We start from the raw sequence: 14,986 nt of genomic DNA on the forward strand, positions 1-14,986 counted from the left end.
GCGTTTTAACAACAGTGAAATAAAATCTCAAATTTCTATTTTGAAACAGTTAGTAAAAGGTAATTTGCTCTAATTATCTAGTACAGCCCCAAAAAATTTATCAAACAACTGGAACGGAGTAGGGAAAAAGAGCGGGAAAACCTGAACCGTTTTATACCTCCACGGCCAAGCAAATCTATTGTCGCACCATACCCCGAACTATCAAGAATCAACCATGAACATGGCACTGTTCCAATTCAGATAACCGTTTCTGAATACGGGCAAGTCGTTAATGCAAAACTGGTAGGAACAAGCGGATATGAACGACTAGATACGGCAGCTCTAAAAGCAGTGAAAAACACATCATTTATCCCTGCAAAACAAGGATATAACAGCATAGAACACACGTATATAATCAATATCACATACTAATGTAACCCGATTACAAAAATAAGGAGCAAATGCTCATATAGCGAGCGTTTGCTCCTTATTTTAAAATAAAGCCTTATTATTTTGCATAAGGCTTTGATTTTATGGTAACTCAAGCTGATTACATGGACAGTCTGAAAGGCCGTCTGAAATTGGTGTCCGATTATGCTTTGGCGCCGCGATGGCAGGTAGAACCGACCCGAATCAGCCAGTACCGGCGCGGCCGGCTCAGGCTGCCGATTGAGTTTGTGTTAGACATCGCCGAGCAGACAAACACAGACCCAATCAGTATTATCAGGCAGTTAGAGCTTGAACGAACCAAACGGAAGCGCGGAGACGTTATAGAACGGATTACATGGAAGCCAAACGAGAAAGTACGCAGGTATGTGCCGGAATGGGTACGCAAGCGTAACCATTTCAACCAATATTAAGAGTTCGCATAATGTATATTATGTTAAATTTTAAATATACTAAATATACACAGCATTCCAAGAGCCCCTTTCCTCTCAAACACTGCTGGTATTAAGCCCATAATCAACAAAAGGCCGTCTGAAATTTCTGATAAGAATTTTCAGACGGCCTTTTCACTAAAACATGATTACGCCAGCTTCAATTTGGCATTCGCATCGCGCAAGGCGGTACGCACGCCTTCTTCGATGACCGGATGGTAGAACGGCATATCCAGCATTTGCGGTACGGTCATTTTCATTTGGTGTGCCCAGGCCAGCAAGTGTGCCAAGTGTTCGGCTGCCGGGCCTAAAATTTCTGCACCGAGGAACAAGCCGGTGCCTTGCTCGGCATACAGGCACATATGGCCTTGGTTAACCAGCATGACGCGGCTGCGGCCTTGATTTTTGAAAGATACTTCGCCAATAACAAATTTGCCTTCGCCGTATTGTGCTTCGATTTGGGCAAATTTGGCACCAACAGTAGCGATTTGCGGGCTGCTGAACACTACGCCAATCACGCTGCGGCGCAGGCCGCCTTCGATATTCGGATAACGGCCGGCATTATCGCCTGCAATTTTGCCTTGGTCGGCGGCTTCGTGCAACAGCGGCAGTTGGTTGGAAGCATCGCCGGCGATGAAAATATACGGGATGCTGGTCTGCATGGTGTGCGGATCGGCAACGGGTACACCACGGCCGTCCAACTCGATATTCAGATTTTCCAAACCGATATTGTCCACGTTCGGGCGGCGGCCGATGGCGGCCAACAGGTATTCGGCAGTAAATACGCCCTGCTCGCCGTCCTGCTCCCAATGTACTTCGACATTGCCTTCGGCATTCAGTTTGGCTTCGGTTTTAGCATCCAAATGCAGGGTCATTTCCGAACCGAATACGGCTTTGGCTTCGGCCAATACCACCGGATCGGAAATGCCGCCAATCATGCCGCCGATACCGAAAATTTCCACTTTCACGCCTAAGCGGTGCAAGGCTTGACCCAATTCCAAACCAATCACGCCCGGGCCGAATACGGCTACGCTTTTAGGCAAGGTATTCCATGAGAATACATCGTCGTTGACAATCACTTTATCGCCCAAAGCCTGCCATTGCGGAATCACAATCGGACGCGAACCGGTGGCAATCACGAAACTTTTAGCTGTGATTTGGGTATGCTCGTCGATTTGCACGGTGTGGTCGTCAATAAATTTTGCCGCACCCATAATGCGTTTGTCAGCGGGCCATTCTTCCACATCGCTAACCACGAAACCGACGAAACGGTCGCGTTCGGATTTGACGCGGTTCATCACTTCTTCGCCGTTGACCGTTACGCTACTTTTATCCAAATGCACGCCAAACGGATCGGTGTGCAGCGCATGATGACGTGCTTCGGCTGCGGCAATCAGCAGTTTGGACGGCATACAGCCGACGCGGGCGCAAGTCGTGCCGAACACATGGCTTTCGATGAGATAAACATTGTCGCTATGCAAACGCGCATTGCGGAATGCGCCCATACCGGCGGTACCGCCGCCGATAACGACTACATCTGCTTGAATTTTTTTCATGTCGATTCCTTTTTTGAAACATCGCAAAGGCCGTCTGAAATCAGGCGCGGCGCTTTTTAATGCCTTGATTTAATTTCGCAATAACGAAAGCTGATTGTAAATATAGAGCTACTCGGGTAATACAGCCATACTGTTCTGTATTACCCGAATAACTCTATGCTATTCGGGATTGGCCGCCTTTTCAGACGACCTTTAAGCTTTTACAGCGTTTTCAACGTAATCCGAAGATTAGTTTTTAGCCAGGTAAGCTTCCAAATCTTCGCTGCCGCCGATGTATTTGCCGCCGATGAAGACTTGCGGAGCAGTCATTTTGCCGGTAATGGCGCGTACGGAAGTCACGGTAGCGTCTTTACCCAATACGATTTCTTCGTAAGACAAGCCTTTGTCTTCCAAAGCTTTTCTGGCTTTGGCGCAGAATTGGCAGCCCGGTTTGGTAAAGATAGCGATGGATTCTTGTGCTTTCCAGTCCGGAGCGATGAATTTCAGCATGGTATCTGCGTCAGATACTTTGAACGGATCACCCGGTTCTTCCGGCTCGATGAACATTTTTTCGATAACGCCGTCGTTTACCAGCATAGAGTAACGCCAAGAGCGTTGACCGAAGCCCAAGTCGTCTTTTTCGACCAGCATGCCCATACCTTTGGTAAATTCGGTGTTGCCGTCCGGAATCATGTAGATGTTGTCAGACTCTTCTTCGGCAGCCCAAGCGTTCATCACGAATGTGTCGTTTACAGATACGCAGTAAATGGCGTCAACGCCGTTTTCTTTGAAGGCACCGGCCAGCTCGTTGTAGCGCGGCAGGTGTGAAGAAGAACAAGTCGGGGTAAATGCGCCCGGCAGAGAGAATACGACTACTTTTTTACCTTTGAACAAATCATCGGTAGAAACATCTTTCCAAGTGTCACCAACGCGGGTGTGGAATACAACGCTAGGTACTTTTTGACCGGTACGATCTTGCAAAGCCATTTTTAGCTCCTTTATAAAAACAATAACGGGGGTGTTGAACTTCAATAACTGCATTCTAGCGCAGCTACTGTAATTTGTATAATTTATAGTTCAAATAATATGGATTACATCAGGCTATGATGCAAACGCATAAATTGCCAGCAATCTTCTATATGGAGGCCGTCTGAAAATAATCAAGACCTTAATCTTTTTTATTTTTCAGACGGCCTTTGCGGTCTGCAAACAAGCATACACCGCAGCGGTGACAAAATCATGACACAGGTGCGGTGTAATAAGGATGGCGGTTTAGTCCAGATGGTTGCTGTCGGGCGCTAAGACCGTGCGGTTGCCATTGGTTTCCGGCGGCGATACGATGCCGTCGTTTTCCATTTGGTCAATCAGGCGTGCGGCGCGGTTGTAGCCGATACGCAGCTGGCGCTGTACCCCAGAAATGCTGGCTTTGCGCGATTTGACCACATACGCCACGGCTTCGTCATACATCGGATCGACATCGCTGTCGTGGTTTCGTCCAATGCTGCCGAACTCTTCGCCGCCGCTGCCGCCGCTCAGAATCTCATCCACATAATCCGGCTCGCCAAACTGCTTCAGATATTCCACCACATTGTGCACTTCGTCGTCTGAGGCAAACGCACCATGAACACGCTGCGGATAGCCCGTACCCGGCGGCAGAAACAGCATATCGCCCATACCCAGCAGGTTTTCCGCGCCCATCTGGTCGAGAATGGTGCGGCTGTCGATTTTACTGGACACTTGAAACGCAATGCGGGTCGGAATATTGGCTTTAATCAAGCCGGTAATCACGTCCACGCTCGGGCGCTGCGTTGCCAAAATCAGATGGATACCGGCGGCGCGGGCTTTTTGCGCCAAACGCGCAATCAGTTCTTCGATTTTCTTACCGGCAGTCATCATCAAATCGGCAAACTCGTCCACCACCACCACGATAAACGGCAGTTTTTCCAGCGGCTCGGGATTGTCGGGCGTGAGGCTGAACGGATTGGCGATTTTCTCGCCGCGTTTGGCGGTTTCGGCCACTTTTTCGTTGAACCCGGCCAAATTGCGCACGCCGACATGACTCATCAGGCGGTAGCGTTTTTCCATTTCGTTGACACACCAATTCAAGGCATTGGCCGCCAACTTCATATCGGTCACCACCGGCGCCAGCAGGTGCGGAATGCCCTCGTAAATGCTCAATTCCAGCATTTTCGGGTCAATCATAATCATGCGCACCTCTTCCGGCGTGGCCTTAAACAGCATGGACAAAATCATCGCGTTCACACCCACCGACTTGCCCGAACCGGTCGTACCGGCCACCAGCAAATGCGGCGCCTTGGCAAGGTTAGCGACCACCGGTTGGCCGGTAATATCCTGCCCCAAAGCCAGCGTCAGCTTGGATTTGGATTCGGTAAACGCGGGCGATTTGAAAATTTCGCTCAGGCGGATAATCTGACGTTTCGGGTTCGGCAGCTCCAATCCCATGCAGGTTTTGCCCGGGATGGTTTCCACCACGCGGATGGAGGCCACGCCCAGCGAACGCGCCAAGTCTTTTTCCAAGTTCAACACCGCATTGCCGCGCACGCCAACATCGGGTTCGATTTCATAGCGCGTAATCACCGGGCCGGCATACGCGTCAACGACTTTGACTTTGACCTTAAATTCCGCCAGCTTTTCCTCGATGATAATGCTGTTTTCCAGCAGGGCTTCATCGGTTTGCGCTGCGCTCGGGTCATATTGCGGCGGCAGCAGCAAATCGACAGACGGCAGGTGTACATCGGAAGTATCTGCCCCTACAACCGCCGCTTCGGTATGAGACGGCACAAGCGCAGCCGAGACCGTCTGAATAACAGCGGGTTCGGCAAGCGCATTTGAAATTGATGAATTTGCTTCTACGGTATTTTCATCATGATTAACCGCTGCGGCAGATTCAGCCGGATTTTCAGACGGCCAAAACAGCGTATCCGCTTGAGTTGCCGCTGCTGCCGTTTCGCTTGGGGCGGCAACAGGCGCAACTGCCGCTTGCGGGCGATGTTCAAATACCGCCATCGTCGCCTCATCCTGCGCCGGATTATCCGTTGAAGCAGTCTGAAGCGGAACGGCGTCCGCCGTTTCCGGCAAGGCCGATTCGCTAATCAGAAAATCATGAATCGAACGCTGCGGGCGGTTGCTGACGTGCACTTCCGCTTCGGGCAACACCAGCTGAGGCGGTTCTTTAAAGGCCGGCGGTTCGGGAATATCAATCGGCGCGGCTTGGGTTTGCGGCACGGCGGGCGGTTCGACGACGGTGGCGGTCGGCGCAGCCGGACGGCTGATGTACGGCTCGCTTTGGAAACGCGAGGTTTTCGGCGGGAAAAACGGTTTTTTCGGCTGCAACTTGGCGGCGCTCTGTTCCACCCGTGCAGCAGGCGGAATCACACTTTCCTGACCGGAAACATCCACATGGCGGATGGGGCGGCTGCTGCGCCGACGGGCGGCGGGCGTGTGCGACAAATTGGCTAAAATTTCGTCATCCTGAATCACTTGCGGCTGGAAATCGCGCACAGGAGCAACCGCTGCCGCCAAGCGGTGGCGGGCGGCAGTTTGGCGCGCCAGATTGCTTTGAATCGCACCGACGTCGATTTCGTCCCAACGGCTCGGAATATCAGCCACCGGAATTACGGCCTCGCGTTCGGCGATTTTCAAGGCCGTCTGAACCGACTCGATATGCGGCGCTTGCGCTTGGGCAATATGAATTTCGCTTACGCCTGCCAAAACGCGGTCACGCGTGCGGCGCAAGGCCGGGTCGTTAAAACCGATGATTTCCAAGCCGGGCATAGGTTTGTCGGAAGTTTTTAAGGTATGCTGCACTTGCGGCTCGGCCACATTCGGCGCAGGCTCGACAACCGGACACTGCACGCTTTTTTCAACGGCAGCTTCCTGCATGGCCGCCTCGCCCAACGCACGGGTTGCCTCTTCCAAAGTAATTTCTTCATACGCCGCCCCGCTGACCGGACGCGGTACATATTCCGGCTCTTCGCTCTCGACAAAAGGCACAATATCGGGATACACAGGCGGTTTGGCCTGAAGGCGCTTGCGCGCAACTGACGGCGCACGCGGGGTCTGCTCCGGTTGCGGCGCGGCGGTTTTCGATACTTCCTGCTCCGTCTGCGTTTCGGCCTCAAAAGTATTTTCAAAATTATCCTGTCCGCTAAAACCGGAAGAGCCGTCTTCATAGTCATCCAACAGCACGGCTTCGGGTTCAGACGGCAACGCCTCACTGCGGCGCGGCTGTTTGACCTTTAAAAGGCGCAGGCGGGCAATGGTTTTGCTGTAAGCCGCTTTGGTTTGCGCACTGCCAAACGGGTTCACCAAATTCAGACGGCCTTTTCCCGGCGCGGGCGTTTCAGACGGCATACCGTCTTCTTCCGCGCCGCCTTCCATGTGCGTCAGCTCCTGCCGCCAGTCCTGCTCCTGCCGGTAATGCAGCCACAGCACCGCGCCAATCGCGCACAACAATAGGAAAATCAATACAGTCCACAACATAAACAGGCAGCCTTTATCATTTCAAACAACAAAGACGGCTATTTTAACGTGTTTCCGCGCTAAAAAGAATAAGCAGGCCGACAATCTCCGCCCACGGCGTATCGCGTTATAATACAGGCCGTCTGAACAACTGCCCTCCCGCCATGATTTTCCAAACCGAATGGTTTTCCCCGTTTACCCTGCTGGCCGCCGCCCTACTGACGGCAGTATTGCTGGCCGCCACCGCCCGCCGCGCCTGGCGTGCGTTTGCCCGCTACAAGTCGGCGGCCGCCCTCGCCTGCGTGATTCTGGCCACGGCTTGGTGTTTGAACGCCACGCCCGACAGCGGCCATTTGGCGGGCATGAACTATCACCTGCTGGCGGTGAACCTGACCGCGCTGATGATAGGCGCACCGGCGGCATGGTGGCTGGGCGTATTGCTGCTTTTCCCCTATACGGTGTTGTTCGGCGGCGGCTGGCAGGCCGTTCCCCTTAACGCCTTGGCACTGCTGCTGCCTGCGCTGGCGGTGAATTTGGCCGCCCGCGCTTGGGTCAACCGCCTGCCCGCCAATATTTTTATCTTTATTTTTCTCAACGGCTTTCTCGCCTCGGCAGCAGGCATGATGGTAACGGGGCTGGTTTTGGTCGGCGTATTGGATTGGGCAAACGCTTTTTCAGACGGCGTATTGTGGTCAACCGCCTTTCCGGTGTTTTTTCTGATTTCATGGGCGGAAGCGTTTTTAAGCGGCATTACCACCGCCATTTTCGTCGCCCTACGCCCGCAATGGCTGAATACGTTTGATGACGGGCGTTATTTGAAGGCGGAGAATAAGATTTGGTGAGGGATGTTTAGGCTGGCAGGTTTGTGGCCGACGTAGGGTGTGCGGCATAGCCACGAACACGTTTTCCTAATCTATGCCGTCTGAAAGCATTCATCATTTTGGGCGGGATAACATATAAATCAAATATGCTTACCATCGCCTGTTTCACGGCAACCCTATTTTCAGACGGCCTTGCTTGCGAATATACATTGAGTAATTTGCTGCTTTTATTAATAAATGATTTGATAAACAAAAGGAAACCCCATGTTTGCCAACGCCATCCTGCCCATTGCCGTCGGCGCGATTTTCGGCGCTTTATCACGCTGGCTGCTCGGCCTGTATTTTACCCAACTGACAATTTTTGCCTTGGGCACACTGGTAGCGAACTGGGCGGGGGCGTTTATCATCGGCGTGGTGGCCGAACTGGTGCACAACCCGCAATGGCGCCTGCTGCTGATTACCGGTTTTCTCGGCAGCCTGACCACGTTTTCCAGCTTTTCTTTGGAAATGGTCGGCATGATGCAGGCGCAGCGTTGGGGCGCGGCGCTGCTGGCCGTGTGCCTGCACGTGTTCGGCTCGTTTGCGCTGACGGCGGCGGGGATCTGGGTGGCGCAGTCGTTCAAATAGCGGATAACGCAGAGGCCGTCTGAAAATATCAATATTTTCAGACGGCCTTTGCCTTACTTCGCTCACTCAATCCCAATATCCAAACACACCACTTCGCCGCACAACGCCTTGCCCGTATCGCTCAAATGCGCCGGTTTGTAAGCGGCAAAAGTGTAGGTAATATCCGAACGGAACGCGTCTTTATCCGCCGCGCCGGTGTCGCAGTCCAAACCGGTGGGAATATCCAAAGCGATTTTCAGGCCGTCTGAAGCATTGAGCGTGCGGCAGACTGCGGCGATATTTTGCGGTAACGCACCGCTGAATCCCGTGCCGAAAATGCCTTCGACCACCACATCATAGCCCTGCTGCAAACGCTGCGCGGCGCTGTCCCACACGATGATTTCTATGCCGCCCAAACCGTTCAGACGGCCTAAATTCAGCTCGGCCAAAGGCGACAATTTGTCGCCCAAGACAAACACAATATCCATCCGCCAGGCCTGCGCCTGCAACAGCCGCGCCATTACCAAGCCGTCGCCGCCGTTGTTGCCCTTGCCGCACACCACCAGCATACGCCCCGCTTGCGGCTGCCGCTGCAACAAATCCCGCCCAGCGGCCTGCCCCGCGTTTTCCATCAGCTGCTCGAATGTCGTTCCTTTGTCCACTGCCATTTGCTCGTGGCGGCGCATTTCTTCTGCGGTATAAATTTTCATGGCTACTCCTTTCATGTGGTTCAGGCCGTCTGAAAACCGGTCTGATGTCATTTAGGTTCTAATATAACCAAAGCCCATAAGATAAGCAAAATCCATTCTTTCCTATTTCTTCAGACGGCCTTTAATATGCGCCTTATTCTGACAAAAATACGAGAACACACCCATGAACCATTATCCGATTTTCGCCGATTTGCGCGACCGCCCCGTATTGCTGGCGGGTGCGGGCAAAGTGGCCGAACGCAAGGCCGAAAGCCTGTTGCAGGCTGGTGCGCAGGTGCGCGTGGTGGCCGAAACCTTAAGCCCCGTTTTCCAAACTTGGCTGGATGAGGGCAAAATCAACTGGCTGGGCAGTGAATTTCACGACGATTATTTGAATGACGTATTTTTAGCCATTGCCGCCACCGACAACCACGCCTTCAACAGTCGCGTGTTCCAAGCCGCCGAAGCGCGGGGCAAATTCTGCAATACTGTGGACACCGCCGATTTGTGCTCGTTTATCGTACCGGCCGTGATTGACCGCAGCCCGATTAAAGTCGCTATTTCCAGTGGCGGAACTTCGCCCGTATTGGCGCGCAAATGGAGGCAGATTATCGAAACGCTGCTGCCGTTGCATACCGGCAAAATGGCTGCCATCGCGGGCAAATGGCGCAGCCGCGTGAAAGCCGAAATCCAAGGCACGGAGCAGCGCCGCCGTTTTTGGGAACATTTGTTCGACAGCCGTTTCAACGCGCTGGCGGCGCAAGGCAATCTGGAAGCCGCCGAAGCGGAATTGGCCGCCCAACTCGACGGCTACCGGCCGTCAACAGGCGAAGTGGTCTTGGTCGGTGCAGGGCCGGGCGACGCCGGTTTGCTGACCATTCATGCTTTGCAGGCGATTCAGGCGGCGGATGTGGTTTTGTATGATGCGCTGGTTTCTGATGAGATTTTGGGCAAAGTGCGCAAAGACGCGGATAAAATCAGCGTCGGCAAACGCGCCGGCTGCCATCATGTGCAGCAGGAAGAAACCAACCGTTTGCTGGTGCAATATGCGCAGGCAGGCAAACGCGTGGTGCGGCTCAAAGGCGGCGATCCGTTTGTGTTCGGGCGCGGCGGCGAAGAGGCGCAGGTCTTGCGCCAAGCCGGGATTTCCTACCGCATTGTGCCGGGCGTGACCGCCGCACTGGGCGCGACCGCCTACGCCGGGATTCCGCTGACCCATCGCGATTGCGCCCAAAGCGCGCTGTTTGTCACCGCCCACAGCAAACACGACGGCCAGCAACCCGACTGGCGCACCTTGGCCCTAAGCCATCAAACGCTGGTGGTGTATATGGGCACGCTCAAAGCCAGCGAAATCACCGAAAAGCTGATTGAATACGGCCGCAGCGCGGATACGCCCGTCGCCATCGTTTCCAACGGCACCTTGCCGCAGCAAAGCGTACAGACAGGCCGTCTGAAAGATCTACCCGCGATGGCCGAACGCGCCCCGCGCCCTGCGCTGATGGTCATCGGCGAAGTCGCCGCTTTGCGCGATGAGTTAAAATGGTTTGGAGAAAATGAAGCGGCGGCTTGAGGGCAAAACAAAGTCGAGTCAACCGGCCGAGACCGTTGCAAAAAGTTTAAACACCACCCACCCTTTGCCCAGCCATAAAAAATGATAGGCTGAAATCCACCCTAGCGCATAAAAAACAACCGTTATCCGAATAGATAACGGCTGCTTTCCTTTTCAGACGGCCTCAACCGCCCTTAATCAACCAGCAAACCCTGCTGTTTCAATGCGCTTTGCACGCCGGCATTGCTTTCCACGCGCAGATAGAAGCCTTCCAAATTGCCCAGTCCGCCCAAATCCAAATGCACGGCTTTTGCCCAGCGCAGAATTACATAGAAATACACGTCGGCAATCGTTAGCTCGCCGGTCAGGTAATCTTGGCCGTTTAAAGCCTCATCCACAAGGGTCAGCAGGCGCACGGCTTTCAATTCGGCGCGGGCGCGCACTTGAGAAGTTTCGCCTTCGCCGTCGATAAATTGGTTCGGCGCAAAAATCGTGCCGAATACGCCGTATACGTCGGCATTGGCAAACGCCAGCCACTGACGCGCTTTGGCGCGGGCGCGGATGTCGCCGCTGCCGTAAATATTGGCTTCGGGATAGCGGTCATTGAGATAGTCCAAAATCGCTACGTTTTGCGTCAGCGTCCAATCGCCCTCTTGCAACACGGGTACAGAGCCGACCGGATTCAAGGCCAAAAATTCCGGCGTTTTCAGCTCGTCGTGGGTTACTTTTACCGCCTCAAAATCAGCCTTTGTCCAAAATAAAGCCGTGTGCGGCACCAGCGGGCAAGCGCCCTGCATATAATACAGTTTTAACATTCCTGACTCCTTTTCTGATCCATTGTGTGTTTAAACGGTTAACTATCCGTCAATCTCCCGGACGAACACGGGCAGCCAAACGCTCCTGCGCCGCCACGTCTTTATCCTTCAACTTTGCGCCCAAGCCGAGCTGTTTTTCATACTCTGATTGCGGCGTATCGTCATCCTGCATACCGAAAGCACCGGCGTTGACCCATAAAACCAGCAAAGCCACCACCGCCGCGCAAAAACCCATCAAATACCAAAACATCTGCATTCCCGATACCCGCCGCACCCGTGCGGCAAGGCATAATTTTGTTTATCACGCTGCGAATGTAGCATATTCGCGCGGGCAGATAAACGGCGCTTACGCATTACTGCATTTTCGCGTTAATTCATGCAAAGGCCGTCTGAAACGGCAATCTATTCAGATGGCCTGCGGCATGAATATTAAACGCAATAAGCGCAATCGAGCATGTCTTTGCGCACGTCGTTCAACAAAAACGCCGCCGCATCGTCAGATTCGGCTTGGATAAAGGTAAACAGTTTAGCCAAAATCTTACCGATAAACACTTTTTGCACCGCCTCCGCATCGCCCAAGCTGCGCTGCGCCAGAAAATCGGCAATATCTTGCGGCAGACTGCGCTCGGGCAAGGCCACGGCGCTGAAGCGCACATCCGACTGCAAACGCGCCAGCAGCGACTGGGTTTTCTCAATCTTAATGCCCTGCTCTTTTTCCGCAGCGGTGGCGCGGGCAAACTGGTCGTAAATTTCCGCATACAGCATATCGTTCGGCCCTTCAAAAATGGTAAACGGGCGGAAATCAATAGCGATATTGCTGGCGACATGGCCGCGCTCGAAGCCTTTGGCGCCGAGCAGCTTTTGCAGCATTTGCGCGGCGGCGTAGGTGTATTCGGTGGCCAGCGTTTTGATAATGTTCGCCTCCATCAGCTGATGGGAAACCGGCGCATCGGGCGACACATGCTTGCAGGTAAAGTCATACAACACCTGCGACACGGCATAGCGGCGCTCGATTTCGCGGCGCTCGTAATCAACAAATTTCACTTCGCTGCGCACAAATTTGCCCAAGCAGTAAACGATGTATTCCATAATGCCGTGGGTCATGCCGACCAGTTGCAAACGGCTGCGCACGAAAATATTTTGAAACGCGCGCAAGCTGCCCGCCGCATCGCCTGCCGACAGCTTCATCACCGCTTCAGACGGCATTTGCGTATCAATTTTGTTGACCGCATAGCGCACCGCCCGCAAGCCTTCCGACTGCAAGACCTCATAGGTAATGTATTTTTTCGGCACCAGCAGCAAATCAATCACTTTCGACAATTTGCCGTTTTTACGCTCTTTGGCCGCCACCAGCAGAAAATCCGCCTGCGAATTGCCCTGCCAGTATTTGCAGGCGTTGATGTAAATCGTGTTGTCGTCGATATATTCATAATACGACTGCATTTCCCGCGCAATCGCCGAACCCGACGTTTCCGGCTCGGTCACGCCCAAGCCACCGCCCTCGCCGTTGAAAATCAAATCCAAGCCCAGTTTGATTTGCGCCTCGCTGCCGAATTCCTGCAAAGGCTGCAACACCAAAGCGCCTTCAATGCCCGTGCGCAGAGTGACCGGCACGCCGTAATGCCCCATCAGGCGCAATACTTCCTGAATTTCAAACTGGCTGGTCTTGCGCCCGCCGTATTGCTCTTTTAAAAACGGCAGCAGCAGACCGATCTTTTTAAGCTCCAGCCATTTGTCTTCCGGCAGATATTCCATCAAGGTCAAGCCGCTCTCCGCGCCACGGCGCAGAAAAGCCTTAATTTGCTGTAAAAAAGCAGCCGTATCCAAAGTTTGCGGCTGCGCGGTTGATTCTGAGTGTGCCATATATCCTCTTTCGCAAGAAGCATGAAAATTTAGAGTTAAATACCTAAACCTTATACCACAATATGCAGCAGACAACAATCGTTATAGTCGTTGCAATTTAGTTGAAGACAAGGCAGCAAGCCGCAGACAGTACAGATAGTACGGCAAGGCGCGGCAACGCTGTATCAAACTAAATTGTAACGACTATATCAAAGCAATCAAGGCCGTCTGAAAAGCCGTTAATACCTTTCAGACGGCCTTATCTGCCTAATCCGCCTTTTTCTCCATCGGCGCGAGATATTTCGAGCCGTTTAGCTGGAGCTACCACATAAAATCGCCGAAGCCATAATGATCGGCGCGAGTCGGGTCGATGGCCGTCTGAATCTCATCGTAACGCCCTTCTTTCATCAACGTGGCGAAATTCGGGTTCACCAAAACCGTGCGGCCGAAGCCCAAAAATTCCGTCCAACCCGTTTGCAACGCTTTGGATACGTCTTCGGCGGTAAACAGGCTGCCCAAACCAATCAGCGGCAGTTTGCCGTCGAGGTATTCGTGAATCAAATCCAAACGCGCACGCGATGTATCCGCGCCACGGCGGGCATGTTGGAAGAAATCGCGTTCCGACATATGCAGGTATTGCAGCGGTTTTTCCTTCAACACATCCAGCAGGGTAAAGGTTTCCCGCATGGTAATGCCGTCATCCTGCGGCTCTTCCGGCGAAAAACGGTAGCCGATGATAAAATCCTCGCGTCCGCTGCGCGCTTTGGCCGCCAACACCGCATCCAATACCGCCATAGGAAAACGCAGGCGGTTTTCCACGCTGCCGCCCCATTTGTCGCTGCGGCGGTTGAAATGCGGCGAATAAAACTGCTAGATAATAAAACCGTTCGCGCCGTGGATTTCCACGCCGTCGAATCCGGCGCGAATCGCCAATTCCGTGGCCTTGCCAAACGCCGCAATCACGCTTTCGATTTCCGCTTCCGTCATCTAGCGGCCTTGAAAATCCTCCTCACTTACCGCCGACGGCGCTGCCGCCTCCTGACCGATTAAAGCCGCCGCCAACTTCGCCCCGCCGTGGTGCAACTGAATCACCGCTTTCGCGCCCTGATTTTTAATCGTCTGCGCCGCCTGCTGCAAACCCGCCAAATGCTGCTCACCAAACACGCCCGGCTCGCCGACAAAAGATTTACCCTCCGGCGAAACCAGAGAAGCGGCGAGAATAAACATACCGAAATCCTGCGCACGGTTGCCGATAAAGCGCTGCTCCTCGGCAGAAAACGTTCCGTCTTCATTGGAAGCCCAATGCGTCATCGGTGCGACCACCATGCGGTTTTTAATCGTTACGCCGTTATTCAGCGTATAAGGGGTAAACAATTTCGCGTATTTCGGGTCGGTCATATCAAGTTCTCCTGTTTGTTAATATCGTAATTAGAGAGATATGGGCGGGGGCGGGAAATACAAGAGAGAGGCCGTCTGAAAAGATGTTTTCAGCGGCAGGGAAGGTGTATTCGATTTGATAAATCAACCGACTCGCCGAATCCGTCGGTAGGGTGCATGCCCCAGCATGCACGTGTTGGTTAATTAACCGCAACAAAGCTTTAAGCGCTGTTACCAAGCGGATGGATTTATCACAAGATAAAATTAGGCCGTCTGAAAACGCAGAGATTTTTAGACGGCATAGAAACACAGCCCAAACAACGCGTGCATGCTGGGGCATGCACCCTTGTATATTGAAATCAATATATCATAGCAACCAAACAGGCTGCCTGCCTCAGAATGCACCCTTGGAT

General features: G+C 53.1%; 12 protein-coding genes and 1 pseudogene. 5 read left to right on the forward strand and 8 right to left on the reverse strand.

The genetic code is table 11. The features are described from left to right. Positions 1–177 precede the first annotated feature (177 nt). Together J2T37_RS11550 and J2T37_RS10835 are read left to right on the forward strand one after the other, a co-directional pair. Positions 178–411, forward strand: coding sequence for an energy transducer TonB (locus J2T37_RS11550; protein WP_367398820.1), 234 nt, complete (start codon positions 178–180; stop codon positions 409–411). Positions 412–512: 101 nt separating this feature from the next. After that, positions 513–839 (forward strand): hypothetical protein, encoded by a 327-nt coding sequence (locus tag J2T37_RS10835; RefSeq protein WP_253355825.1) that lies wholly within the window; start codon positions 513–515, stop codon positions 837–839. Positions 840–1,006: 167 nt separating this feature from the next. Here the strand turns inward: J2T37_RS10835 and J2T37_RS10840 are convergent, their stop codons facing one another. The 3 genes from J2T37_RS10840 to J2T37_RS10850 form a co-directional block, all read right to left on the reverse strand. Beyond that, a complete protein-coding gene (locus tag J2T37_RS10840) occupies positions 1,007–2,413 on the reverse strand; it encodes a dihydrolipoyl dehydrogenase (RefSeq protein ID WP_253355826.1) in 1,407 nt (468 codons plus the stop codon). A gap of 228 nt (positions 2,414–2,641) precedes the next feature. Beyond that, complete coding sequence (locus J2T37_RS10845; RefSeq protein WP_253355827.1) at positions 2,642–3,379, reverse strand: redoxin family protein; 738 nt, start codon at positions 3,377–3,379, stop codon at positions 2,642–2,644. Between the two features lie 285 nt (positions 3,380–3,664). After that, positions 3,665–6,895: a DNA translocase FtsK gene (locus tag J2T37_RS10850; protein ID WP_253355829.1), complete on the reverse strand. Its 3,231-nt coding sequence runs from the start codon at positions 6,893–6,895 to the stop codon at positions 3,665–3,667. A 143-nt stretch (positions 6,896–7,038) separates the two neighbouring features. Here J2T37_RS10850 and J2T37_RS10855 point away from each other — a divergent pair, with 143 nt between their 5' ends. Continuing rightward, a complete protein-coding gene (locus tag J2T37_RS10855) occupies positions 7,039–7,716 on the forward strand; it encodes an energy-coupling factor ABC transporter permease (RefSeq protein WP_253355831.1) in 678 nt (225 codons plus the stop codon). Positions 7,717–7,959: 243 nt separating this feature from the next. After that, complete coding sequence (crcB, locus tag J2T37_RS10860; protein ID WP_253355834.1) at positions 7,960–8,322, forward strand: fluoride efflux transporter CrcB; 363 nt, start codon at positions 7,960–7,962, stop codon at positions 8,320–8,322. Positions 8,323–8,384: 62 nt separating this feature from the next. Here the strand turns inward: crcB and J2T37_RS10865 are convergent, their stop codons facing one another. Beyond that, complete coding sequence (locus J2T37_RS10865) at positions 8,385–9,011, reverse strand: NAD(P)H-hydrate epimerase (protein WP_253355836.1); 627 nt, start codon at positions 9,009–9,011, stop codon at positions 8,385–8,387. Positions 9,012–9,174: 163 nt separating this feature from the next. On the opposite strand from J2T37_RS10865, the gene cysG reads away from it, so the two are divergent. Continuing rightward, complete coding sequence (gene cysG / locus J2T37_RS10870; protein WP_253355838.1) at positions 9,175–10,560, forward strand: siroheme synthase CysG; 1,386 nt, start codon at positions 9,175–9,177, stop codon at positions 10,558–10,560. Between the two features lie 173 nt (positions 10,561–10,733). Here cysG and J2T37_RS10875 read toward each other — a convergent pair whose 3' ends face one another. The 4 genes and pseudogenes from J2T37_RS10875 to J2T37_RS10890 form a co-directional block, all read right to left on the reverse strand. Beyond that, a complete protein-coding gene (locus J2T37_RS10875) occupies positions 10,734–11,354 on the reverse strand; it encodes a glutathione S-transferase family protein (protein WP_253355840.1) in 621 nt (206 codons plus the stop codon). 49 nt (positions 11,355–11,403) lie between these two features. After that, on the reverse strand, positions 11,404–11,604 hold the full coding sequence (locus J2T37_RS10880) for a hypothetical protein (RefSeq protein WP_253355842.1): 201 nt from the start codon (positions 11,602–11,604) through the stop codon (positions 11,404–11,406). Positions 11,605–11,783: 179 nt separating this feature from the next. After that, positions 11,784–13,217: an acyl-CoA dehydrogenase family protein gene (locus J2T37_RS10885; RefSeq protein WP_253355844.1), complete on the reverse strand. Its 1,434-nt coding sequence runs from the start codon at positions 13,215–13,217 to the stop codon at positions 11,784–11,786. Between the two features lie 300 nt (positions 13,218–13,517). After that, positions 13,518–14,594, reverse strand: a pseudogene (locus J2T37_RS10890) (NADH-dependent flavin oxidoreductase). Between the last annotated feature and the right edge of the window lie 392 nt (positions 14,595–14,986).

This window comes from Neisseria perflava (genome assembly GCF_024170405.1).
Lineage (GTDB): Bacteria > Pseudomonadota > Gammaproteobacteria > Burkholderiales > Neisseriaceae > Neisseria > Neisseria perflava_B.